The organism is Xanthomonas sp. 3498, assembly GCF_014199795.1.
In the GTDB taxonomy this organism is placed as follows: Bacteria; Pseudomonadota; Gammaproteobacteria; order Xanthomonadales; family Xanthomonadaceae; genus Xanthomonas_A; species Xanthomonas_A rydalmerensis.
The window spans coordinates 18,996-41,850 of sequence record NZ_JACHOH010000006.1 but is presented as its reverse complement, the minus strand read 5'-3'; the positions used below and the strand labels follow the sequence as shown (position 1 = coordinate 41,850).

The window sequence follows — 22,855 nt, the reverse complement described above, 5'->3', positions numbered from 1 at the left end:
AGCCACGCTCGCGAACGTCGTCACGCCCCCCGGTCCGCTGCGCCACCGCAGGTGCCATGCAGGCGCCACATCCGCGCAGCGGCCGTCGCGGTACCCAGGCCTGAGGCGACGATGATGGAATTTGCCCTTTTTGCCATCGGCGTGGTCGTCGGCGCGGTGCTGTTGCATCTGGCGCGTCCTCTCGGGCGCAGCGCCTCCGCGCAACGGCCTGCACCGGCCACCGACGCTGACGACCACTACCACGCCGCGCCCGAGGTAACGCAGGAGACCCCGGCGCAGCATCTGCAGCGGCTGCGGCAGCAGGTGGAAGCACAGGACGAGCAGATCCACAGCCCGGCCGATCTGGCACAGATTCCGCAGTTCCAGCAAGGCGTGGCGCTGCTGGCGGGCGCGGAGTTCTCCCATGAGGAGCTGGTCGAGGCGCTGGGCAGCCCAGGCTACGTGCTGCCGTGCATGGCAGCGCAGGCCTTGGCGCAACGCCGCCACCCGGATGCGGACGCGGTCCTGGACGTGCTCCCGCACCTGGGCTCGTATCCACTGAGCTTCCTGTTCGACTACCTGCAGCGCCTGCCGGATGCCGACCATCTGCACGCGCTGCTGCGCCACGCACGCGACTGGTGGTGGAACGTCGTCCCGTTCCGGCAACGCCTGCGCGCGTATCTGCAGTGGGCCGCGAGCAAAGCCCCGGCGGACCGCCCGGTGGATTTCGACGAACTCGATGATGCAGCGCTGACCGCACTTGGCGACACCCTCGCGCAGTTCAAGGAACCGGTGCTGGAGCCGTTCCTGCAGCGCCTGCACGACGCACGCAAGCAGCGTCGCGAGCAGCGCGTGCTCGGCGCCTTCGGCCGTGTCGTCGCCGCGGTGCCGGCGCGCCTGCGCCTGCGCCACCCGGGGCTGGACGCGGCCTTGCAGCGTGCCTACGAGCACGTGGTGACCACGCCCCCGCAGCCGGTCCTGCTGGTCGGCGAACACGGCGTGGGCAAGAGCGTGCTGATCGACCTGCTCAGCGAACGCCTGCTCGGCGAAGGCTGGCGTGTGTTCGAGGCCTCCGCCGCGGAGATCCTGGCGGGGCAGAGCTACATCGGCGAACTGGAGGGGCGCATCCGCGAGATGCTGGCGGTCCTGCATCGCGAGCGCGCCCTGTGGCGCGCGCCGGACTTCTACGACCTGCTGCACAAGGGCGCGCATTCGCGCGATCCGCGCGGCATCCTCGATCTGGTGCTGCCGGCGCTGGAGCGCGGTGAGCTGCGCCTGATCGGCGAGATCACGCCGCGGCAACTGGCGCAATTGCAGGTGGCGCGGCCGACCACGCGCTCGCGCTTCGAAGTGGTGACGCTGGAACCGGCCGCGTCCACCGCGCTGGCGCAGATCGGCGCACAGTGGGCGCAGGCCCAGGCGCAGGCGCTGCAGACCGAGGTGATCGACGCACGGGCCCTGGCCGAAGCCGAACGCCTGGCCGCGCAGTACTTCCCCGATCAGCACGAACCCGGCCGCCTGCTGCAACTGCTCGACGAGACCCTGCAGTCCGCGAAGGACGGCGACGACGCTCGCCTGCCGCTGGACGACGATGCCCTGCTGCAGGCGGTGGCCAGGCGCAGCGGGCTGCCGCTGGAGGTGATCGATGATCGCCAACGGCTGGAACTGGAGACGCTGCGCCGTTTCTTCCGCAAGCGCGTGCTGGGCCAGGACGAGGCGGTGGAGACCCTGCTCGACCGCATCGCCATGCTCAAGGCCGGGCTGATCGACAGCCGCCGCCCGATCGGCGTGTTCCTGTTCGCCGGTCCGACCGGCACCGGCAAGACCGAATTGGCCAAGGCACTGGGCGAACTGCTGTTCGGCACTCCCGAGCGCCTGCTGCGCCTGGACATGAGCGAGTTCCAGGGCGAGGACGCGCTGTATCGGCTCACCGGCGACGACAGCGCCGGGCAGCGCACGCTGATCGCTCGCATCCGCGAGCAGCCGTTCTCGGTGGTGCTGCTGGACGAGTTCGAAAAGGCCCACCCCAAGGTCTGGGACCTGTTCCTGCAGGTGTTCGACGACGCCCGCCTGAGCGACCGCAACGGCAACACCGCCGACTTCCGCCACAGCATCATCATTCTCACCAGCAACGTCGGCGCCACGCTGGCCCGCGGCGCCGGCCCCGGCTTCGCCACCGTCGCCGGCGGCTACTCGCGCAACGCGGTGGAAAAGGCGGTGTACGAGACGTTCCGCCGCGAGTTCGTCAACCGGCTCGACAAAGTGGTGCTGTTCAACCCGCTGGATCGGGCGCTGATGCGCGAGATCCTGCACAAGGAACTGGATCGCACGCTGACCCGGCGCGGTCTGCGCAATCGCGCCTGGGCGGTGGAATGGGAGCCGTCGGCGATCGAGTTCCTGCTCGACCGCGGCTTCACCCCGGACCTGGGCGCTCGGCCGCTGCGCCGCGCGATCGAACAGCATCTGCTCGCGCCCCTGGCACGCAGCATCGTCGAGCAACGCGCACCCGAGGGCGACCAGTTCCTGTTCGTGCGCGGCGCCAGCGACCGCCTCGACGTGCGCTTCATCGCACCGGACGCGCCGCCGACGCCGGAGCCCCTGCCCGCCGCGGTCGACCCCGCCGCGCCGACGGATCTGCGCGACCTGGTGTATGCGCCCAACGCGGACAACGCGGTCCTGCCGCGCCTGGATGCGGCCTTGCATCGTCTGCAGGAATCGCATGCCACGCCGGCCTGGCGGCAGGCGCGCGAGGCCGACTTCGCCGCCATGGGCGAGCGCGATTTCTGGTCGCAATCCGGCCGCTTCCAGGTGCTGGACCGGATCGAGCGCCGCGACCGCATCGAAAGCGCGCTGGCCACCGCCGTGCGCCTGCGCGCGCGGCTGGACGGCGGCGCCCAACGCGACGGCGAGTTCGTGGCGCGGCTGACGCAGTTGCTGTGGCTGCTGCACCTGGCCAGCACCGCGCTGCAGGAGCAACGCCCGCAGGATGCGCTGCTGGACCTGCGCATCGGTGCCAGCGAGCTGCACCGGCATCCGGCCGAAGCGCGGCAGTGGTGGCAACGTCTGCTGCAGATGTATCTGGCCTGGGCCGAGCAGCGCAACATGCGGGTGGACGTGCTGGCACAGGATCCGCAGCAAGGTCGCGCCTGGCTGGCCATCGCCGGCTTCGGGGCACTGGCGTTGCTGGACGCGGAAGCCGGCCTGCACGTGCAGGAACAGGAGGTCGACGAACCTACCCTGCGCCGGCTCGCGGTGCAGGTGCGGGTCGCCCCGGACCTGCCCGGGCAGGCACGGCGCGCACCCATCGGCGAGGACGAACTGCGGGTGTGCCGACGCTATCGGATCGCGCCTTCGCCGCTGGTGCGCGACAGCGTCCGCGGCTGGCGCAGCGGACGCCTGGAACGGGTGCTGGGCGGCGATTTCGACGTGATGCCGGTGGACTGAGTCCTGTCAGGGACGGGCACAGCATGCGGGCCACTGCAGGGACCGCCGGCCGGCGCGCGATGCGCGCGACCACACCGCGCATCGCCATCGATGCGATAGCCAGCCTCTATCGATTGATTAGAATAATTCGAATTCTATAAATCACGGCTTCCGCCTATGGTGTCTCCAGTTTCACCGTATCGCCGCCGTATGATCGCGGCGCCGAGCCACCCCATATCGTCCCTCGAGATCAAGGCAGCCTCCCATGACCAGCGAATCGAAATGCCCGTTCCACCAGGCTGCCAGCGGCAGCGGCACCAGCAATCGCGACTGGTGGCCCAAGCAGTTGCGCGTGGACCTGCTCAACCAGCATTCGGCCCGCTCCAACCCGCTGGACCCGCAGTTCGATTACGCCAAGGCGTTCCAGCAACTCGATCTGGAAGCGCTCAAGCGCGACCTGCACGCGCTGATGACCGACTCGCAGGACTGGTGGCCGGCCGATTTCGGCCACTACGGCCCGCTGTTCGTGCGCATGGCCTGGCATAGCGCCGGCACCTACCGCACCGGCGACGGCCGCGGCGGCGGCGGCCGCGGGCAGCAGCGCTTCGCCCCGCTCAACAGCTGGCCGGACAACGTCAGCCTGGACAAGGCGCGGCGCCTGCTGTGGCCGATCAAGCAGAAGTACGGCCAGGCCATCTCCTGGGCCGACCTGCTGATCCTCACCGGCAACGTCGCGCTGGAATCGATGGGCTTCAAGACCTTCGGCTTCGCCGGCGGCCGCGCCGACACCTGGGAGCCGGATCAGGACGTGTACTGGGGCCGCGAGACCAAGTGGCTCGGCGGCGACGACCGCTATGCGCACGGCTCGCCGGGCGTGGACGAAGCGCACGGCGTGCTGGTGAAGGACGACGACAGCGAAGTGCGCCACACCCGCGACCTGGAGAACCCGCTGGCCGCAGTGCAGATGGGCCTGATCTACGTCAATCCGGAAGGTCCGGACGGCAATCCCGACCCGCTGCTGGCAGCCAAGGACATTCGCGACACCTTCGGCCGCATGGCCATGAACGACGAAGAGACCGTGGCGCTGATCGCCGGCGGCCACACCTTCGGCAAGACCCACGGCGCCGGCCCGGCCGACCACGTCGGTGCCGAGCCGGAAGCGGCCGACCTGGAAAGCCAGGGCCTGGGCTGGTCCAACAGCTTCGGCAGCGGCAAGGGCGGCGACACCATCACCAGCGGCCTGGAAGTCACCTGGACCACCAAGCCGGCACAGTGGACCAACGAGTTCTTCGAGCACCTGTTCAAGTTCGACTGGGAACTGAGCAAGAGCCCGGCCGGCGCCCACCAATGGGTGGCCAAGAACGCCGAGGCGGTGATCCCGGACGCGCACGATCCGTCGAAGAAGCACCTGCCGACCATGCTCACCACCGACCTGGCGCTGCGCTTCGACCCGGCCTACGAGAAGATCTCGCGCCGCTTCCTGGAGAACCCGCAGCAGTTCGCCGACGCCTTCGCCCGCGCCTGGTTCAAGCTGACCCATCGCGACATGGGCCCGCGCGCGCGCTATCTCGGCCCGGACGTGCCGGCCGAAGAACTGCTGTGGCAGGATCCGATCCCGGCCGTGGACCATCCGCTGGTCGACGCGCAGGACATCGCCGCGCTCAAGAAGACCCTGCTCGATTCCGGACTGAGCGTGGCGCAACTGGTGTCCACCGCCTGGGCGTCGGCGTCCACCTTCCGCGGTTCGGACATGCGCGGCGGCGCCAATGGCGCGCGTATCCGCCTGGCCCCGCAGAAGGATTGGGAGGTCAACCAGCCGGCGCAACTGGCACAGGTGCTGGCCACGCTGGAGCGCATCCAGGCGCAGTTCAACGGCGCGCAGAGTGGCGGCAAGAAGATCTCGCTGGCCGACCTGATCGTGCTCGGCGGCGCCGCCGCGGTGGAACAGGCGGCCAAGCTGGCCGGGCAGACCGTCGAGGTGCCGTTCGTGCCGGGTCGCATGGATGCCTCGCAGGAACAGACCGACGTGGAATCGTTCGCGGTGCTGGAACCGATCGCCGACGGCTTCCGCAACCATGCCAAGCGCCGTTACGCGCTGTCGGCCGAAGCGCTGCTGATCGACAAGGCGCAGTTGCTGACCCTGACCGCGCCAGAGATGACCGTGCTGGTCGGCGGCCTGCGCGTGCTCGGCGCCACCAGTGGTCAGTCCGCGCATGGCGTGTTCACCGATCGCCCGGGCGTGCTCAGCAACGACTTCTTCGCCAACCTGCTGGACATGGACACCGAGTGGAAGGCGACCTCGGAGATGAAGGACGTCTACGAAGGCCGCGACCGCAAGAACGGCGCCGTGAAGTGGACCGGCACCCGCGCCGATCTGGTGTTCGGTTCCAACTCGGTGCTGCGCGCAGTGGCCGAGGTCTACGCCAGCGCCGACGCGCAGAAAAAGTTCGTGCGCGACTTCGTGGCCGCCTGGACGAAGGTGATGCAGCTGGACCGCTTCGACCTGGCTGCCTGAAGACCGTAGCGCACGCCACGACAACGCCCCGCTCGCCGGGGCGTTGTCGTGCGTGTGAATGGCAACCGCCATGCGCCGAACGTGTGGCAGAGACGACAGGATGGTCGCGCGACGTCTCAGCGCGACAACGCGTGGCCGCATCCATCGACGCGAGCGGCCTGCAGGTCCACAGCCCGTCCGCTGGCCGCGATCGATACCGCGCCGTCGTGCCAATCGCGCGACGACGCACCGCGCTCGGCTACAGCGCGTCCAGATCCCCCAGCGCGTGGATCAGCCGCCGCGCACGCTTGTCCGGCTTGCCCTCCGGCGCCTGGTAGCCGTTGCGCTCGGCGCTGCGTTGCGCGCGCAACTGCGCACGGCGTTCGCGCGAGGCCTCGCTCTCCTGGTACAGCGTCTGCGCCACGCTGGCCGGGCCGCGCGTATCGCTCAGCCCCAGCACCTGGATCTCGAACACCTCGTCGCCGCGCTGCACGCGCACCTGCTCGCCTACGCGCACCGCGCGCGAAGATTTCGGCCGCTGCCCGGCCACGTCCACCTTGCCGGTTTCCACCGCCTGCTTGGCCAGGCTGCGGGTCTTGAAGAAGCGCGCGGCCCACAGCCAGACATCCAGGCGCACCGCGGCAGCTTGCACGACAGATTCATTCATTGCGTTGCTCGACATCCACTTGCGTTGGAGGTTGTAGGCAGCCAGAAGCGATGCCGGAACGGAACACCGCGCCGGCCGGAAACATGGGCCGGCGCGCATGTCTCCCCGCACAAATGGCGATGCCATCGCTTCAATACAAGCACCGCGCCCGCCAGGACCCGCCCCTCCAGGATGAATGGGTTGGCAGGGAAGAATGGGGCGATGGGTAGCAACAGGCCACGATGCGGACGCGCCCGGGCGCGGCTTGCCCAGGTCGTTCGTCACGGGCCGCCGGCACACGCCTCGATCCACGCCCGCGCCAAGGCGCGCATGATGCGATCTGTGCCGAACGCGCGCCCATCCTCGCCGCAAGCACACGACCGCGCGACTCGGGTAAGACTGACCGCCGCACGCGACGGCACAGGCCACACGCCGCGCGGCAGCGCAGGCCCGCACCATGCACGACTACCACGCGAACGCGCCAGACCACGGCGCCCAACCCGTCCATCGCCCCACCGCCATCCGTCGGTGCTAGTGTGGCCGGCTCACGCTCGATCCCGACCCGCGATGCCCAAGCCCGCCGTGCTCACCGAAGGCCCGATCGGCCGCCAGTTGCTGCTGTTCTCGCTGCCGATCATGGCCGGCAACATCGCGCAATCGCTCAACGGCTCGGTCAATGCCGTGTGGATCGGCCGCTATCTCGGCGAAGCCGCGCTCACCGCCGCGGCCAACGCCAACAGCATCATGTTCTTCCTGATCGGCTCGGTGTTCGGCATCGGCATGGCCTCCACCATCCTGATCGGCCAGGCGATGGGCCGCAGCGACGTGGCCCAGGCGCGGCGGGTGATGGGCACCAGCGCCACCTTCTTCATCGGCATCTCGGTGCTGATCGCCGCCAGCGGCTGGTGGCTGGCGCGGCACCTGCTGGCGGCGATGGGCACGCCGGCGGCGTCGCTGCCGCTGGCCGAGGCCTACCTGCGGGTGATCTTCCTGGCGATGCCGCTGCTGTACACGTTCGCGTTCCTGTCGGCGGCGCTGCGCGGCACCGGCGATTCGCGCACGCCGTTCCGCTTCCTGCTGCTGTCGGTGGTGCTGGACATCGGTTTCAATCCGCTGCTGCTGTTCGGGCTGGGGCCGTTCCCCAAGCTGGGCATCGCCGGTGCGGCCTGGGCCACGCTGATCGCGCAGGCGGTGGCGCTGACCGGCTTGCTGCTGTACCTGCGCCACAAGCGCCACGTGCTGTGGCTGGGCCGCCGCGACGCGCGGCTGTTCCGGCTCGACCTGCCGATCCTGCGTGCGCTGATCGTCAAGGGCGTGCCGATGGGCCTGCAGATGGTGCTGATCTCCCTGGCGATGATCGTGATGATCGCGCTGGTCAACGGCTACGGTACCGCCACCTCCGCGGCCTACGGCGCGGCGCTGCAACTATGGGCCTATCTGCAGATGCCGGCGATGGCGATCGGCGCGGCCTGCTCGTCGATGGCCGCGCAGAACGTCGGCGCGCAGCGCTGGGACCGGGTGGCGGCGACCGCGCGCAAGGGCGTGCTGTTCAACTTCCTGCTGACCGGCGCGCTGATCGCGCCGCTGATCCTGTTCGATCGCTGGACCCTGGCGCTGTTCCTGCCGCCGCACAGCGCAGCGCTGGAGATCGCGCGCCATCTCAACCACATCGCGGTGTGGTCGTTCCTGTTCTTCGGCGTCACTTTCGTGATTTCCGGCGTGGTCCGCGCCACCGGCGCGGTGATCCCGCCGTTGCTGATCCTGGCGCTGTCGCTGTGGGGCATCCGCGTGCCGTTCGCGCAGTTGCTACAGCCGCAACTGGGCGTGGATGCGGTGTGGTGGAGTTTCCCGACCAGCGCCACCTGCGCGATGCTGCTGTCGCTGGCGTATTACCGCTGGGGCAACTGGCGCAAGGCGCGCATGCTGGCGCCCTCGCCGCCGGAGACGGTGGCGCATCCGGCGGAAGTGCCGGCGCAGCCGCCGGCACCGGTCGCCGACGTGGCGGTCGCCCAGGACCCGGCGCGCTGAGTGCCTGGCGGCGGCAATGCCTTGCGGCCGAATCCTCCGCCACTTGTAGGAGCGGCTTCAGCCGCGACCAGCCCGCCGACCATCATCGAGACGCAGGCAGGCGCTCGGCGGCGAGCGATTCTGGGAATGCCCGGTCGCGGCTGAAGCCGCTCCTACGAGGGCGTCCCGCGCGTGCGTCGGTTAAACAACAGCGTCGCGAATCATCGCACCGCAGGCCACGGCGCACATCCAGCCCATTCCACAAATGCAAACGGCCGCCCGAAGGCGGCCGTTGCGGCAGCGACCAAGGGTCGCTGGAAATTACTCGGCCTTGGCGGCAGCAGCAGCGGCCTGACGCGCGACCTTGGCCTGCGCAGCGGCGGCCAGATCTTCCTTGATGCGGGCGGCCTTGCCTTCCAGGCCACGCAGGTAGTACAGCTTGCCGGCGCGGACCTTACCGCGGCGCTTCACTTCGACCGAGTCGATGGTGGCGCTGTGGGTCTGGAACACGCGCTCGACGCCGTAGCCGTGCGAGATCTTGCGCACGGTGAACGAGGAGTTCAGGCCGGCGTTCTTGGTGCCGATCACCACGCCTTCGTAGGCCTGCACGCGCTCGCGGTTGCCTTCCTTCACCTTGACGTTGACGACAACGGTGTCGCCCTGGTTGAACTCCGGCAGCTTGCGCTGGATCTGGGCGGCTTCGAAGTCGGCCAGGATGGTCTTGTTGAGCTTGCTCATGGTGGGCACCGCTTGTGTCTGGTGAGGTGGTCCGGCAGTCGCCGCACGGCGATTGCACGATATCGGATGGGCCAAGCACGGAACGCACTGGCCGGAAAGCCGGGCATTTTAACCCAGCCCGGCGGCCATGGCTAGGGCCTGGGTGGATTTTCCTGTTCGGCGGCCGCGGCCGCTTCCCGTTCCTGGCGAAATTCCTGCAGCAGCCGCCGGTCGGCCACGCTCAGCGCCGCCTCGTCCAGCAGCTCCGGGCGCCGCAGCCAGGTGCGTCCCAACGCCTGCATGCGCCGCCAACGGGCGATCGCGGCGTGGTTGCCGGAACGCAGCACCGCCGGCACCTCGCCCAGGGCGTGCTCGCGCGGGTGCGTGTAGTGCGGGCAGTCGAGCAGACCGTCCGGGCCTTCGAAACTGTCCTGGGCCGCGGATTCGGCGTCGTTCAGCGCGCCCTCCTGCAGCCGGGTCACCGCATCCACCAGCACCGCCGCGGCCAGTTCGCCGCCGGACAGCACGTAGTCGCCGATCGAGATTTCCTCGTCTACCGCGGCGGCGACGAAGCGCTCGTCCACGCCCTCGTAGCGTCCGCACAGCAGCAGCAGCCGCGGCAACGCAGCCAGTTCGCGGGCCTTGGCCTGGGTCAGCGGCCGCCCCTGCGGGCTCAGGTAGATCAGCGGCGCCGGTTGCGGATCGGCGTCGCGCACCGCCTGCAGGCAGGCCTGCAGTGGCTCGATCATCATCACCATGCCCGGGCCGCCGCCGAACGGGCGGTCGTCGACCTTGCGGTAGCCGCCCGTGGCGTAGTCGCGCGGGTTCCAACCATGCAGGTCCAGCAGCGCGCGCTCCTGCGCGCGCCCGACCACGCCGAACCCGGCGCACTGGGCGACGAACTCGGGGAACAGGCTGATGACGTCGATGCGCATGGGGCGGGGATTGGGGAGTCGGGATTGGGGATTCGGCAAAGCGACAGCGGGGCCGGCGTGCGGCCGGCATCGCTCAGAACTCGGGATCCCAGTCGACCACGACCAGGTTGGCCTCGAAATCCACCGACTTGACGTAGTCCGGTTGCACGAACGGCACCAGCCGTTCGCGGTCGCCACGCACCACCATCACGTCATTGGCACCGGTGGAAAACAGGTGCGATACCTGCCCCAGCGCCACGCCGTCGACGGTGCGCACGTCCAGACCTTCCAGGTCCACCCAGTAGTACTCGTCCGGGCGCGGCGGCGGCAGGCTGCTGCGCGCCACGTAGATCTCGGTCCCGCGCAGGGCCTCGACCGCGTCGCGGTCGGTGACCTCGGGCAGTGTGGCGATCAGGTACTTGCCGGACTCGCGGCCGCGCACGCCGTTGAGGCTGCTTTCGCTGCCATCGGGCTTGCGCACGATCCAGGGCTGATAACGGAAAATGGCGAGGCGCGGCTCGGTCCAGGACTCGAGCTTCGCCTCGCCACGAATGCCGAACGCGCCGAGGACCCGACCAAGCAGGATGCGGCGCTGGCTGTCTTTCATCGGAGCAAACGCAAGGGCCGCGCGCGGGGCGCGGCCCGCAGGATCAGGCCGCGACGGCCTGGGCCTTGGTGGCTTCCTTGTACAGGTTGCGCACCTTGTCGGTCAGCTGCGCGCCATTGGACACCCAATGGTCGACGCGGGCCAGGTCCAGCACCACGCGCGGCTCGGCGCCCTGGGCAACCGGGTTGTAGTAACCCAGGCGCTCGATGTTGCGGCCGTCGCGCGCGCTGCGCACGTCGGACACGATGATGTGATAGAAGGGGCGCTTCTTGGCGCCGCCACGGGTAAGGCGGATCTTGACCATGGTGAGTTTCCGGTGTTGCCCAGTCGCCAGGATGGCGCGGTGAACCGACGATTATAGCCACCGTCCCCGCCGCTGCCAAGTCGTTGCCGCTGATGCGGCAAGGGAATTGGGGATTTGGGATTGGGGATTCGCCAAAGCGGCGCCGCTCAGATTGCCTGCCAGGGCTGGGTGCTTAGCGCTTGTTCCAGTAACGCCAGCAGTTCCTCGGCCGGGCGCAGCGTGCGCCCGTCCACCGCCGCGACCGCCTGTTGCCCGCGGGCATTGCAGGTGAAGGCGGCCACGTCCGCGCCGAGTTCGTGGAGCGACAGCGGCCGCACGGCCTGCGCCACGCCCAGCGCGGCGAGCCCGGCCTGCAGCAACCGCTCCTGGGTGCCGCGCAGTGCCGGCGCCTGCGGCCAGTGCAGGCAGGCCCCGTCCCACAGTCCCAGGTTCCAGGTCGGCCCCTCGGCCACCTGCCCCTGCGAGTCCACGAAAAGCGCATCGTCGCTGCCCGCCTGCAGCGCCAGGCGGCGCTGGTGGAATGCGCCGAAGGTGCCGACATGCTTGAACTGCGGCGCCTCGCGCGCGAACACGACGCTGCGCAGGCGCAGCGGCGCCAGATCGGCCTGCGCAGGCGCCGCCAGCGACACGAGCAGTTCCACCGCGCAGTCGGCATCGGCCCGGCGCAGCGAGAAACCCGGCGCGAACACGGTGACGCGCAGCGAGGCGTCGCCACTGCCGAACGTGACCAGCGCCGCACGCAGCGCGTCGCGCACGCGCGCAGCCGGCAAGTCGCTGCCGAACAGCGCCGCGTTGGCCTGCTGCAGCCGCTGCAGATGCAGATCGAACCCGCGCACGGCGCCGTCGCGGACCTGCATGGTGCTGAAATGCCCGTAGTTCACCAGCGCGACCGCGGCCAGCAGTTCTGCGCCCGCAGGCTGCCCGTGGTGGAAGACCTGCGCGCTCACGGCAGGTCCTGCGCCTGCGCCCACCAGCGTGCCAGCAGGTCCGCGGCAGGCGCGGCCGGCGCCATCCATGCCGACTGCCCCGCCCAGGCCTGCATCGTCGCCAGGTGGTCGTCGCGCTGCGCGGCCTGGCGCATCGGCGCGGTCAGCCCGCGCTGCACCGGGTACGGCCGCGGCGGCGGCGCCTCCGGCGCGGCGGCCGCGCGCACGTAGTCGGTGACCAGCGCCCGGCCGAGGCGGCCCGAGAAGGCGCGGGTCAGCGCGGTCTGCTCGGGTTCGGCCTGGGCCAGCGCGGCCGCCCAGGCCGGCGCCAGTGCTGCCTCGGGGCTGCGCAGCAAGGCGGTGCCGATCTGTACCGCACTCGCACCCAGGGCCAGCGCGGCGGCGATGCCGCGCCCGTCGCCGATGCCGCCTGCGGCGATCACCGGGATCTGCAGATGATCGACCAGCCGCGGCAGCAGGGCGAACAGCCCGGTCGCCTGCCGCTCGGCGCTGCCGGCCTCGAACGCACCGCGATGGCCGCCAGCCTCGGCGCCCTGCGCGACCACCGCATCGGCGCCGGCGGCCTGCGCGGCCAGCGCCTCGTCCAGGGTCGTGGCGCAGGCGAACCAGGCGATTCCGGCCTGCTGCAGGCGCTGCACCTGGTCCGGCCGGAACAGGCCCATGATCGACGAGGCCACCGCCGGCCGCGCCGCCAGCAGGGCCTCGAACTGGGCGTCGAAATCGGCCGGCGCCGCATCGCCGGCGGCCGCCTCGACCGGCGGCCCCCAGGCGCCGAGAAAAGCACGCACCTCGGCCTCGGCGGCGGCATCGCGCGCGGGCGGCGGATCCGGCACCCACAGATTGATCTGCGCCGGCCCGCCGCCAGCGGCGCGGAATGCATCCATCCACGTCACGATGTCCTGCGGCGCGGACAGCACCGCGCCCATCGCGCCCATGCCCCCGGCCGCGGCGACCGCGGCCGACAGCGGCACCGGGCAGGCACCGGCCATCGGGCTGAGCAGGATCGGCAGGCGCAGGCCGAAGCGGGCGCAGAAGGTGGTGGCGCGAGTCTGAAGCGAAGGATGCATTGCCCTCTCACCGTGCACGGAAGGCGTCAGTATGCGGGACGCACCCCGCCCTCTGCCGGTCGGGAGCATCAGCAGCAAAGAGCTTCCTATCGTGGTGGGCGGCGCATCCAGCGCGATGTCGTGGGCTGCCGTGCGCGCCACGGCATGTCTTGCCGGGATTTCGAGCGCCCCTCTCGCACATCCGATGACGTCACGAGCGCAACGAAGTAGAAGCGGGTCCGTGCATCACGGACCCGCCAAGCGCAGTCAGGCGCCGAAGTGGATGCTGCCACGCAAGGGAGCGGGATTGGCATCGCAGTACTGCTCGAAGTCCGCATAGAACCGGACCACATTGCCCTGCGCATCCTGTTCAATCTTGCGCACGTTCAAGGTGCCACGGGTCGCGTTGCACCCGCGCCCGTTGCCATAGAAATCGAAACCGGCGTTGACGCTATCGGCGAACCGGCTGATGGAATAACGCCCCGGTGCCAAGGTCTTGCCAGCGGGCGCCGCAATGGTCGCAGTCCAATCGTCGCGCAGGCCCGAGGCGGCATAGCGAAGCCGTGACGGCGTCCCGTCCAACGCAAACACGCTCGTGTCGTTGTAGTACGTCTTGTCCACGCCACCCCCGACATAGTCGCCATCGCCGCTGTTCAATTTCAGAAACAGCGGCGCCGCGTTATAGCTGACCACGCCCGCAAGCGCCGGCGCCTTGTTGGTCTCGCATTGCTGAACGAACGACGCTTCCAGCTGATCCACGTTCCCGGCAGAGTCGAACGAGACCTGCCGGATCGACACCTTCCCCCAGATCCGGTTGCAGCCCCGTCCGGTGCTTGAGACGTCGAGCCCGGGCGAGCGGCCGGTCTTGAACGACGAGCGCTCTGCATTGGCATAAACACCGGGAGCGAGCCCAGTCCCGACGGGAGGCGCGATCGTGATCGACCAGTACTCGCCCGTCGTACTGGTGATGGATAGCGCGACCCGATCCTTGTTGCCACGCACGCCGAAGGTCGCGTTCGCGTCGGTCAGGACGGCCTTCTTGCCCTGGCCGATGTAGTCGCCCGCGTTGCTGGAGTAAGAAAATATCGAGGCTGCGTCACACGCGAACGCCAATCCGGCACCCGCCAACACCGCCGCGAACCTGCACACGTGTCCATTGAGTCCTTGCATACATCCTCCGATGATTAGGGTTGCCCGGTCCGGAGCAAGCCGCGCCCGTCCGCGGACGCGTCATCCTAAACATCGGCAGTGTCATGGGCTGCGACAGGCGTCGCCGCCGCGGACTCAGCGGAACGGCAGGCCGCCGCGGCCTCCCATGCCACCCATCATGCCCTTCATGCCGCGCATCAGGCCCTTCATGCCGCCGCCTGCCATCTTGCTCATCATCTTTTCCATCTGCTGATACTGCTTCATCAGCTTGTTGACGTCGGCCGGCTGGGTGCCGGAGCCGCGGGCGATGCGCGCGCGGCGCGAGCCGTTGAGCAGGCCCGGGTTGCGCCGCTCCTTCTTGGTCATCGAGCCGATGATGGCGATCATCCGCGGCACGTCCTTGTTGCCGGCGACCTGCTGCTTGAGGTGCTCGGGGATCTGGCCCATGCCCGGCAGCTTGTCCATCAGTCCGGACAGGCCGCCCATGTTCTGCATCTGCTCGAGCTGGTCGCGCATGTCGTTGAGGTCGAACTTCTTGCCCTTGGCGACCTTCTCGGCCAGCTTCTGCGCCTTGTCCTTGTCGACCTGGTGCTCGACCTGCTCGACCAGCGACAGCACGTCGCCCATGTCGAGGATGCGGCTGGCCAGGCGGTCGGGGTGGAACACATCCAGGCCGTCGGGCTTCTCGCCGACGCCGATGAACTTGATCGGCTTGCCGGTGATGTAGCGCACGCTCAGCGCCGCACCGCCGCGGGCGTCGCCGTCGGTCTTGGTCAGCACCACGCCGGTCAGCGGCAGCGCCTCGCTGAACGCCTTGGCGGTATTGGCCGCGTCCTGGCCGGTCATCGCGTCGACCACGAACAGCGTCTCGGCCGGGTTGATCGCCGCGTGCAGCGCCTTGATCTCCTCCATCATCGCCGCGTCGATGGCCAGGCGGCCGGCGGTATCCACCAGCAGCACGTCGACGAAGGACTTGCGCGCGTCGGCGATGGCGGCGCGGACGATGTCCACCGGCTTCTGCGAGGCCTCGGACGGGAAGAACAGCACCCCGACCTGCTCGGCCAGGGTCTTGAGCTGCTCGATCGCGGCCGGGCGGTAGACGTCGGCCGACACCACCATCACCTTCTTCTTGCGCTTTTCCTTCAGGTGCTTGGCCAGCTTGCCGACCGTGGTGGTCTTGCCTGCGCCCTGCAGGCCGGCCATCAGCACGATCGCCGGCGCCGGCACGTTGAGGTTGAGGTCGCTGGCGGCCGAGCCCATCACCGCGGTCAGCTCGTCGCGCACGACCTTGATCAGCGCCTGGCCCGGGGTCAGGCTCTTGAGCACTTCCTGGCCGACCGCGCGCACCTTGATGCGCTCGATCAGCGCCTGCACCACCGGCAGGGCGACGTCGGCCTCGAGCAGCGCGATGCGCACTTCGCGGGTGGCTTCGCGGATGTTCTCCTCGGTCAGGCGACCGCGGCCGCGCAGGCGCTGCATGGTGCCGGAGAGGCGTTGGGTGAGGGATTCGAACATGCGGGCAGGTCGCGGACGGGAAACGGCCGTCGATTATAGCCGGGCGCGCCGGCGATCCCCCGGCGGCGCCGTCACGGCCGCCGGCGCGATATGCGAAACTGACCCGATGCTCATCACCGTCCTCGCCACCCTGCTGTACCTGGCCGCCAGCGGCCTGCTGATCGCCGCGGTGGTGCGCGACCGGGTGGACCGCAGCCGGGCCTGGTTGTGGCCGGCGCTGCCGGCGGTGGCCCTGCATGCGGGCTATCACGTGCAGGTCGCCCTGCACACCGCCGGCGGCCCGGACATGCACTTCTTCGCCGCGCTGTCGCTGGTCAGCTTGGGCATGGCGCTAATGACCGCGCTGGTCGGCGCCAGCGGGCGCATGGCCGCGCTGGGCGTGGTGGTGTTCCCGCTGTCGGCGGCGCTGCTGCTGGCCTACCACGGCTACGGCCACGAGCCGGCGCCGGTGCTGGACTGGCGGCTGCAGTTGCATGCCTGGCTGGCGCTGCTGGCCTACGCCACGCTGGGCATCGCCGCCCTGCTGGCGGTGATGCTGTGGCTGCAGGAGCGCGCACTGCGGCGCCGCGACTTCCATCCCTGGCTGCGCGCGCTGCCGCCGCTGACTGCGCTGGAGACGCTGCTGTTCCGCACTATCGTGGTCGGCTTCATCCTGCTGACCCTGACCCTGTTGACCGGCGTGCTGTTCGTGCAGGATTTCCTGGCGCAGCGGCTGGTGCACAAGACCGTGCTCAGCGTGCTGTCGTGGATCGTGTTCGGCGCGCTGCTGTTCGGCCGCTGGCGCTACGGCTGGCGCGGGGTCAAGGCGGTGCACTGGACCCTGGCGGCGATGCTGTTGCTGCTGCTGTCGTTCTTCGGCAGCAAGTTCGTGATCGAGCTGGTGCTGGGGCACGCGCAGTAGTCCGCACAACCTGACGCGGCGCGTGTTTTGTAGGAGCGGCTTTAGCCGCGACCGGGCGTTTCCAGGAACGCCCGGTCGCGGCTAAAGGCGCTCCTACGATGTTCCCCGCATCAACCGCCGCCCTGCCCCGCCAGCGCCGCCTCCACCGCCGTCCAGTCGGCGCCGCGGTCGACCTCGGCGAAGTGGTAGGCGATGCGATGCCGATAGACCTGGCCCGGACGCAGGATGCTGTCGGGGAAACCAGGCTGGTTCGGGGCGTCCGGATAGCCCTGCGGCTCCAGGCAGATACCGCGGCCCAGCGCCGGATGCTGGCGGTCCAGGCCCTGGCCTTCATAGAGTTGCACGGCCGGCATCGGGCTGACAATGCGCATGGCCACGCCACTGTGCGGCGAATACAGCATGGCGGTGCAGTCGTGGCCGTCGGCCAGCACCAGGCAGTGGTCGTAGCCGGCGCTGATCGACAGTTGCGGATCGGCGGCGATGTCCTTGTCGGCGATGGCGCGCGCGTGGCGGAAATCGAACGGCGTACCGGCCACGCTGGCGACCTCGCCGCGCGGCAGCAGCGCGGCGTCGCCGACTGGCAGATAACGATCGGCCGGCACGCGCAGCCACTGCGCCGCGGCGGGCACCGCGGCATCGCCGGCCAGGTTGAAATAAGGATGATGGGTGAGATTGAGCGGGGTCGGCGCATCGGTCTGGGCGACGAACTCCACGCTCAGGCAGCGGCCTTCGACGCGGTAGGTCGCCTCCACCGAGACGTTGCCCGGGTAGCCCTCCTCGCCGGCCGGCGAGTCGTAGCGCAACTGCAGCATGCGCTCGGTCTGTGCCAGCACCGTCCACACCCGGCGACCGAAGCCCAGCGCCCCGCCATGCAGATGATTGGCGCCCTCGTTGGCGGTGACCGCGTAATGCCGGCCATCGAGGGTGAAGGCCGAGCCGGCGATGCGGTTGCCGAAGCGCCCGACCAGCACGCCCAGGTAGGCCGGATCCTGCAGGTAGTCCTGCAGCGTCGGCAGCCCCAGCACCAGCTCGGTCTCGCCGTGCGCACCACGCAGGCGCAGGCTGCGCAACAGGCCGCCGTAGGTCAGCAGTTCGGCGCGCAGGCCGTCGCCGCTGTCCAGGACCATGCACTGGATGGCGGTACCGTCGGGAAGATGACCGAAGAGCGAGGACATGCAGGAGCCTGGGCGGTGCGCGCATGCGCGGGGTCCGCAGCATAACCAGCGATGGCGCGACGCGGCCATCGCTGCACGGGCATCGGCGTTGCGCTGTGCGATACCGCGCACGTTCTGGGCGCGGACAAGGTGGGATGCCGTACGCGCATTGCAATTCCGGTATAGCGGCGTCGCATTTGCGCATTGGTCCACCCTGCGCGTGTCTTCTATGCTCGGACCAGGGGACAGACAGCGGTAACCGGGGGCAGCGCACCGAGGCAGCGCCGACGCGATCGCGTCGAGGTTGCCTCCCAGCAGGCGACATCCCCTTGGCGCCACGCCAACGCGACGCGCCGGCCGTCACTCACACGCAGCGCTGGCGACGGCGCCGCCCTACCCGACAAGGAGTTCCCGATGCGTTCGCCCCGTTTCCTGAAGCAGCGTGCGGTGTGTTGGCGGCGGTTGCCGCTGATCGCCGCGACGATCGGCCTGGCACTGACCGCCACGCTGGCGCAGGCCGCCGACGTCGAGGTACGCGGCACCCTGCATGCCGACCGCCCTGGCGCCGCGGTGTCGCGCCACCTGTTCGGGCAGTTCGCCGAACACCTGGGCAACGGCATCTACGGCGGCGTCTGGGTCGGCCCGGACTCGAAGATCCCCAATACCCGCGGCTACCGCAACGACGTGGTCGCCGCACTGAAAGCGCTGGATGTCCCCGACATCCGCTGGCCCGGCGGCTGCTTCGCCGACGAGTACCACTGGCGCGACGGCGTCGGTCCGCGCAACCAGCGTCCGACCAGCGTCAACACCCACTGGGGCGGCGTGGAGGAACCCAACAGCTTCGGCACCCACGAGTTCATGGACTTCACCGAACTGCTCGGCACGCAGGCCTATGTGGCCGGCAATGTCGGCGATGCCGCACCGGACGAGATGGCGCAGTGGGTGGAGTACATGACCGCGCCCACGCGCTCGACCCTGGCCGAGCAGCGCCGCCGCAACGGCCGCCAGGACCCGTGGAAGGTGCCGTTCTTCGGCGTCGGCAACGAGCTGTGGGGCTGCGGCGGCAACATGCGCGCCGAGTACGCCGCCGACGTGTTCCGCCGCTACCAGACCTTCGTCAAGGCGCCGGCCGACCAGAAGATCATGAAGATCGCCCCCGGCCCCAGCGATGCCGACTACCACTGGACCGAGGTGATGATGCGCGAGGCCGCCAAGTTCATGGACGGCCTCAGCCTGCACTACTACACCATCCCCGGCGGCTGGCCGCCGCGCGCCTCTTCCACCACGTTCGACGAGGCGGCCTGGATCGAGACGCTGTCGCGCACACTGCTGATGGACGAGCTGATCACCAAGCACAGCGCGATCATGGACAAGTACGACCCGGACAAGAAGGTCGCGCTGGTGGTCGACGAATGGGGTACCTGGTACAAGGGCCTGCCCGACGTGAACCCGGGGTTCCTGCGCCAGCAGAACACCTTGCGCGACGCACTGGTGGCCTCGCTCAACCTGGACATCTTCGTCCAGCACGCCGACCGCGTGCGCATGGCCAACATCGCGCAGATGGTCAACGTGCTGCAGGCGATGATCCTCACCGACGGCGACAAGATGCTGCTCACGCCGACCTACCACGTCTTCATGCTGTACAAGCCCTACCAGGACGCGACCGCGCTGCCGCTGCAGATCAGCACGCCGGACTACCGGCATGCCGGCTACACGGTGCCGGCGGTGCACGGCTCGGCGGTCCGGGCCAAGGACGGGCACGTGTATGTGGCGCTGACCAATCTGGACCCCAACCGCAGCGCCGACGTCGCGGTCCAGGTCGACGGCGTGCAGGCGCGCGGCGTGGGCGGGCAGATCCTGACCGCGCCAACCATCGACGCGCTCAACACCTTCGCGCAGCCGCAGGCGGTGCGCCCGGCCGCGTTCCAGGGCGCGCGCCTGCAGGGCGGCACGCTGCAGGTGACGTTGCCGGCCAAGGCGATCGTGATGCTGAAGCTGCAGTAGTCCCAGACCACTGCCGCGCTGCTAGCCCCTCTCCCGCCGGGAGAGGGGTTGGGGTGAGGGTCTGTGCGCGCAGCACATCCATTCATCACCAATCGCCGGCCGCCGATCGATAGCGTATGCGCGGAGCAGACCCAACTGCCAGCGCATCCATGGTCTCCCGCCCAGCGAGGGCGGCATGCGGCAATGCGCACGGCGCACCAGCCCTCTCGCAGCAGAAGGATCTGGATTCCTGGGCGACATGCCGCGCTGCGCGCCTAGCCCTCCGGGTCGGTCAGCAGTGCGAACAGCGACTGCCCATCCGGCGCGATCAGGTCGCTGACCGCCCAGCAGCCGTTGCCGCGACGCTGCAGTTCGATCTTGACCGAGCGCGCCCGCGCGGCGCGGCCGCCGAGCGCGAGCCGGTAGTCCATCCGCACCTCCACCACGGTGGCCTGCGACCCGCCCGAGACCAGGGTGAAGGTCGGCGCGCCCTGAATGTCGCCGTCCTGCGCGCTGGTCCACGGATCGAAGTCCAGGCGGCACACGCCCTCGCGCGCGGCGCAGCGCTGATCGGCCTGCAGCGCGTGCGCGAAGGACGGCGTCAGCAAGCCGTCCAGGTTCTGCGGCTGCCAATAGAAATCGCGCGCCTTGTACAGGCGCTCGGCCATCTGCAGCGGCGTCGCGCATGCCGGCGGCTGCGCCGCGGCGAGTGCCGGCGACAGGGCAAGCAGGGTCAGGAGGGCAAGACGGCGATGCATGGGCGGCTCCGGCGATCGGGGCCGGCTATGAAGCCCGGTTCGCGGCCTCGACGCAAGCGGTGCGCATCAGCATGGCGAACAAAACGTCGCGTGCCGTTGCCAGGATTGCGAGCGCCATCCACGCCCGCTTGGCGACTGCGCCACGGCGTTGCGTGCCGCAAAAAAAGAGGAGCCGGCGAACCGGCTCCTCGTCCTTCTGCCGCATTGCCAGATGGTAATCCGGCTCACGCGGCCTTGACCGGCGCATAGCCGTCGAAGGTCATGCTCGCCGATGCCCGACCCTGGGTCAGCGAGCGCAACGCGGTGGCATAGGCCTGCAGTTGCGCCAGCGGCGCCTGCGCGACCACCTCGGCACGGGCGCCGCGCTCTTCGATCGCCACGACGCGTCCCTCGCGCCGCTGCAGATCGCCGAGCACGTCGCCGACGCTGTGCGCCGGCGTCTCGATCGCCAAGGCCATCACCGGCTCCAGCAGCAGCGTGCCGGCCTGCGCCAGCGCCGCCTTCACCGCTTCCGAGGCCGCGCGCTGGAACGCCAGGTCCGACGAATCCACCGCATGCGCCTGACCATCGACCAGCACCACCTCCACGCCGACCACCGGGTAGCCACGCGGACCTTGCGCCAGCGCCGCGCGCACGCCCTTCTCGGTGGCGGCGACGAAGGCCTTCGGCACCACGCCGCCGCGGCTGCGGTCGACGAAGGTCACCGCACCGTCCGCACGCGGCAGCACATCCAGCACCACCTGCGCGAACTGGCCCTGGCCGCCGTTCTGCTTGGACAGCCGTGCCGCCACGCCCAGCGCGGCCGCACGCGGCGTTTCCTGGTAGGCCACGCGCGGCGCACCGGTGCGCACGTCCACGTGCCACTCGCTGCGCAGGCGCTCGACCATCACCTCCAGGTGCAGCTCGCCCATGCCCCAGATCACCGCTTCGCCGGTCTCCGGATCGCTGTCGACGCGGAACGAGGGATCCTCCTGCGCCAGCCGCGCCAGGCCCTGTCCCAGCCGCACCAGCTCGGCCGCGTTGGCCGCGCCGAGCCGCCACGCCAGCACCGGCGGTTGCGTGCGGATGCGCTCCAGCACCCACCGCGCCTGCACGCCGCTGAGCGTCTCGCCGCTGACCGCATCCTTCCAGCCGAGCACGGCGACGATCTCGCCGGCCTGGGCCTGGTCCACGTCGTGGGTCCGCTGCGCCTGCACCACCGCCAGCCGACCGACCCGGCGTGGCCGCCGCGCATGCGACGTCCACACCGTGTCGCCGACGCGCAAGGTGCCCGAATACACGCGCACGAAGGCCAACGGCCCCTGCGCGGTATGCGCGAACTTGAACACCAGCGCCGCCAGCGGACCGGATGGATCCGGCGCCAGCAACGTGTCGTGTCCATCCTCGGCGTCGGCGTCGGGGCTGGCGGCGACCGGCGGGCGGTCCAACGGCGATGGCAACCAGTCGACGATCGCGTCCAGCAACGGCTCGATGCCTTTGCGCTTGAACGCCGATCCGGCCAGCACCGGCACACCGGCGCCGGCCAGGGTGGCCCGGCGCAAGGCAGCGCGCAGCAGCTCGGCGTCGATCGCGCGTTCCTCGAGATAGGCCTGCGCCAGCGCCTCGTCGTGTTCGGCCACGGCGGCGATCAACTGCTCGCGCGCGTCCGCGAACGCGGCTGCCTCGGCGGCATGCCAGGCGCGCGTGTGCAATTGTCCCTCGTCGTCCCAGGTCAGCAGGCGGCCGCCGACCAGGTCGCTCCAGCCGTCGAAACCGGAGTCGCCCGGCATCGGCACGCCGACCGCCCAGACCGTCGCGTCGAGCTTGCTGCGCAACTGCGCCAGCACGCCGTCGAACGAGGCGCCGGCACGGTCCATCTTGTTGACGAACGCGAGCATCGGCACGCCGTGGCGACGCGCCTGCCGCCACACGGTTTCCGACTGCGGCTGCACGCCGTCGACCGCGGAGAACACCGCGACCGCGCCGTCGAGCACGCGCAGCGAGCGTTCCACCTCGATCGCGAAATCGATGTGTCCGGGCGTGTCGATCAGGGTCAGGCGATGCGTCGGCTGTCCAGCCGGCGCCCAGTGCACCTGCACGGCGGCCGCGCCAATGCTGATGCCGCGCGCGCGCTCGATGTCCGAGAAGTCGGTGGTGGCGGCACCGTCGTGGACTTCGCCGAGACGATGGATCGCACCGGCGGCCCACAGCAGGCGTTCGGTGAGGGTGGTCTTGCCGGCGTCGATGTGGGCGATGATGCCGAGATTGCGCCAGCGGGAAAGGGTATTCGTGTTCATGAGAGAGGTTCCGCATTGCCAACACTGGGGAAGCC

Annotated in this window: 17 protein-coding genes; 5 read left to right on the top strand and 12 right to left on the bottom strand. The window is 69.8% G+C overall.

Annotation, left to right across the window (positions count from 1 at the left end; all coding sequences use genetic code 11):
- Window positions 1–114 precede the first annotated feature (114 nt).
- Entirely contained in the window at window positions 115–3,423 is a 3,309-nt protein-coding gene (locus tag GGR66_RS16175) for an AAA family ATPase (protein ID WP_255421735.1), read from the top strand.
- A gap of 244 nt (window positions 3,424–3,667) precedes the next feature.
- Window positions 3,668–5,917 carry a catalase/peroxidase HPI gene (katG, locus tag GGR66_RS16170; protein WP_184449070.1) on the top strand — a complete coding sequence of 750 codons (2,250 nt, stop codon included), beginning with the start codon at window positions 3,668–3,670 and terminating at the stop codon, window positions 5,915–5,917.
- Window positions 5,918–6,155: 238 nt separating this feature from the next.
- On the opposite strand, the gene GGR66_RS16165 is transcribed toward katG, so the two are convergent.
- Complete coding sequence (locus tag GGR66_RS16165; protein WP_184449068.1) at window positions 6,156–6,563, bottom strand: RNA-binding S4 domain-containing protein; 408 nt, start codon at window positions 6,561–6,563, stop codon at window positions 6,156–6,158.
- Window positions 6,564–7,109: 546 nt separating this feature from the next.
- Here GGR66_RS16165 and GGR66_RS16160 point away from each other — a divergent pair.
- The gene (locus tag GGR66_RS16160) at window positions 7,110–8,570 is read left to right on the top strand and encodes an MATE family efflux transporter (protein WP_167087358.1); all 1,461 of its coding nucleotides are present in this window, start codon (window positions 7,110–7,112) and stop codon (window positions 8,568–8,570) included.
- A 300-nt stretch (window positions 8,571–8,870) separates the two neighbouring features.
- Here the strand turns inward: GGR66_RS16160 and rplS are convergent, their stop codons facing one another.
- From rplS to ffh, 8 genes are all read right to left on the bottom strand, one after another.
- A complete protein-coding gene (gene rplS, locus GGR66_RS16155) occupies window positions 8,871–9,287 on the bottom strand; it encodes a 50S ribosomal protein L19 (protein WP_010342237.1) in 417 nt (138 codons plus the stop codon).
- A gap of 131 nt (window positions 9,288–9,418) precedes the next feature.
- The gene (gene trmD, locus GGR66_RS16150; RefSeq protein WP_184449066.1) at window positions 9,419–10,201 is read right to left on the bottom strand and encodes a tRNA (guanosine(37)-N1)-methyltransferase TrmD; all 783 of its coding nucleotides are present in this window, start codon (window positions 10,199–10,201) and stop codon (window positions 9,419–9,421) included.
- A 73-nt stretch (window positions 10,202–10,274) separates the two neighbouring features.
- Window positions 10,275–10,787, bottom strand: coding sequence for a ribosome maturation factor RimM (rimM, locus tag GGR66_RS16145; protein WP_160964415.1), 513 nt, complete (start codon window positions 10,785–10,787; stop codon window positions 10,275–10,277).
- Window positions 10,788–10,830: 43 nt separating this feature from the next.
- Window positions 10,831–11,091, bottom strand: coding sequence for a 30S ribosomal protein S16 (gene rpsP / locus GGR66_RS16140; RefSeq protein WP_160964414.1), 261 nt, complete (start codon window positions 11,089–11,091; stop codon window positions 10,831–10,833).
- 146 nt (window positions 11,092–11,237) lie between these two features.
- A complete protein-coding gene (locus GGR66_RS16135) occupies window positions 11,238–12,038 on the bottom strand; it encodes an aminotransferase class IV family protein (RefSeq protein ID WP_184449064.1) in 801 nt (266 codons plus the stop codon).
- Complete coding sequence (locus GGR66_RS16130; protein WP_184449062.1) at window positions 12,035–13,105, bottom strand: nitronate monooxygenase; 1,071 nt, start codon at window positions 13,103–13,105, stop codon at window positions 12,035–12,037. Before GGR66_RS16130 ends, GGR66_RS16135 begins: the two co-directional genes overlap by 4 nt.
- 246 nt (window positions 13,106–13,351) lie before the next feature.
- Window positions 13,352–14,254, bottom strand: a complete 903-nt coding sequence (locus GGR66_RS16125; protein ID WP_255421734.1) for a hypothetical protein — start codon at window positions 14,252–14,254, stop codon at window positions 13,352–13,354.
- Between the two features lie 114 nt (window positions 14,255–14,368).
- Window positions 14,369–15,748, bottom strand: a complete 1,380-nt coding sequence (ffh, locus tag GGR66_RS16120; protein ID WP_184449060.1) for a signal recognition particle protein — start codon at window positions 15,746–15,748, stop codon at window positions 14,369–14,371.
- Window positions 15,749–15,854: 106 nt separating this feature from the next.
- Here ffh and ccsA point away from each other — a divergent pair, with 106 nt between their 5' ends.
- Window positions 15,855–16,649 (top strand): cytochrome c biogenesis protein CcsA, encoded by a 795-nt coding sequence (gene ccsA, locus GGR66_RS16115; RefSeq protein WP_184449058.1) that lies wholly within the window; start codon window positions 15,855–15,857, stop codon window positions 16,647–16,649.
- 110 nt (window positions 16,650–16,759) lie between these two features.
- Here the strand turns inward: ccsA and GGR66_RS16110 are convergent, their stop codons facing one another.
- Window positions 16,760–17,824, bottom strand: a complete 1,065-nt coding sequence (locus tag GGR66_RS16110) for an aldose epimerase family protein (RefSeq protein WP_184449049.1) — start codon at window positions 17,822–17,824, stop codon at window positions 16,760–16,762.
- 393 nt (window positions 17,825–18,217) lie between these two features.
- Here GGR66_RS16110 and GGR66_RS16105 point away from each other — a divergent pair, with 393 nt between their 5' ends.
- Complete coding sequence (locus GGR66_RS16105) at window positions 18,218–19,807, top strand: alpha-L-arabinofuranosidase C-terminal domain-containing protein (RefSeq protein WP_255421733.1); 1,590 nt, start codon at window positions 18,218–18,220, stop codon at window positions 19,805–19,807.
- 254 nt (window positions 19,808–20,061) lie between these two features.
- Here GGR66_RS16105 and GGR66_RS16100 read toward each other — a convergent pair whose 3' ends face one another.
- Window positions 20,062–20,544, bottom strand: coding sequence for a hypothetical protein (locus GGR66_RS16100; protein WP_160964409.1), 483 nt, complete (start codon window positions 20,542–20,544; stop codon window positions 20,062–20,064).
- Window positions 20,545–20,768: 224 nt separating this feature from the next.
- The gene (gene fusA / locus GGR66_RS16095) at window positions 20,769–22,820 is read right to left on the bottom strand and encodes an elongation factor G (RefSeq protein ID WP_184449047.1); all 2,052 of its coding nucleotides are present in this window, start codon (window positions 22,818–22,820) and stop codon (window positions 20,769–20,771) included.
- Window positions 22,821–22,855 lie beyond the last annotated feature (35 nt).

Excerpts from the sequence above, each read along its gene's own strand:
- GGR66_RS16175 (WP_255421735.1), top strand. The coding sequence starts at position 115 with ATGGAATTTGCCCTTTTTGCCATCGGCGTGGTCGTCGGCGCGGTGCTG.
- katG (WP_184449070.1), top strand. The coding sequence starts at position 3,668 with ATGACCAGCGAATCGAAATGCCCGTTCCACCAGGCTGCCAGCGGCAGC.
- GGR66_RS16165 (WP_184449068.1), bottom strand. The coding sequence starts at position 6,563 with ATGAATGAATCTGTCGTGCAAGCTGCCGCGGTGCGCCTGGATGTCTGG.
- GGR66_RS16160 (WP_167087358.1), top strand. The coding sequence starts at position 7,110 with ATGCCCAAGCCCGCCGTGCTCACCGAAGGCCCGATCGGCCGCCAGTTG.
- rplS (WP_010342237.1), bottom strand. The coding sequence starts at position 9,287 with ATGAGCAAGCTCAACAAGACCATCCTGGCCGACTTCGAAGCCGCCCAG.
- trmD (WP_184449066.1), bottom strand. The coding sequence starts at position 10,201 with ATGCGCATCGACGTCATCAGCCTGTTCCCCGAGTTCGTCGCCCAGTGC.
- rimM (WP_160964415.1), bottom strand. The coding sequence starts at position 10,787 with ATGAAAGACAGCCAGCGCCGCATCCTGCTTGGTCGGGTCCTCGGCGCG.
- rpsP (WP_160964414.1), bottom strand. The coding sequence starts at position 11,091 with ATGGTCAAGATCCGCCTTACCCGTGGCGGCGCCAAGAAGCGCCCCTTC.
- GGR66_RS16130 (WP_184449062.1), bottom strand. The coding sequence starts at position 13,105 with ATGCATCCTTCGCTTCAGACTCGCGCCACCACCTTCTGCGCCCGCTTC.
- GGR66_RS16125 (WP_255421734.1), bottom strand. The coding sequence starts at position 14,254 with ATGCAAGGACTCAATGGACACGTGTGCAGGTTCGCGGCGGTGTTGGCG.
- ffh (WP_184449060.1), bottom strand. The coding sequence starts at position 15,748 with ATGTTCGAATCCCTCACCCAACGCCTCTCCGGCACCATGCAGCGCCTG.
- ccsA (WP_184449058.1), top strand. The coding sequence starts at position 15,855 with ATGCTCATCACCGTCCTCGCCACCCTGCTGTACCTGGCCGCCAGCGGC.
- GGR66_RS16110 (WP_184449049.1), bottom strand. The coding sequence starts at position 17,824 with ATGTCCTCGCTCTTCGGTCATCTTCCCGACGGTACCGCCATCCAGTGC.
- GGR66_RS16105 (WP_255421733.1), top strand. The coding sequence starts at position 18,218 with ATGCGTTCGCCCCGTTTCCTGAAGCAGCGTGCGGTGTGTTGGCGGCGG.
- GGR66_RS16100 (WP_160964409.1), bottom strand. The coding sequence starts at position 20,544 with ATGCATCGCCGTCTTGCCCTCCTGACCCTGCTTGCCCTGTCGCCGGCA.
- fusA (WP_184449047.1), bottom strand. The coding sequence starts at position 22,820 with ATGAACACGAATACCCTTTCCCGCTGGCGCAATCTCGGCATCATCGCC.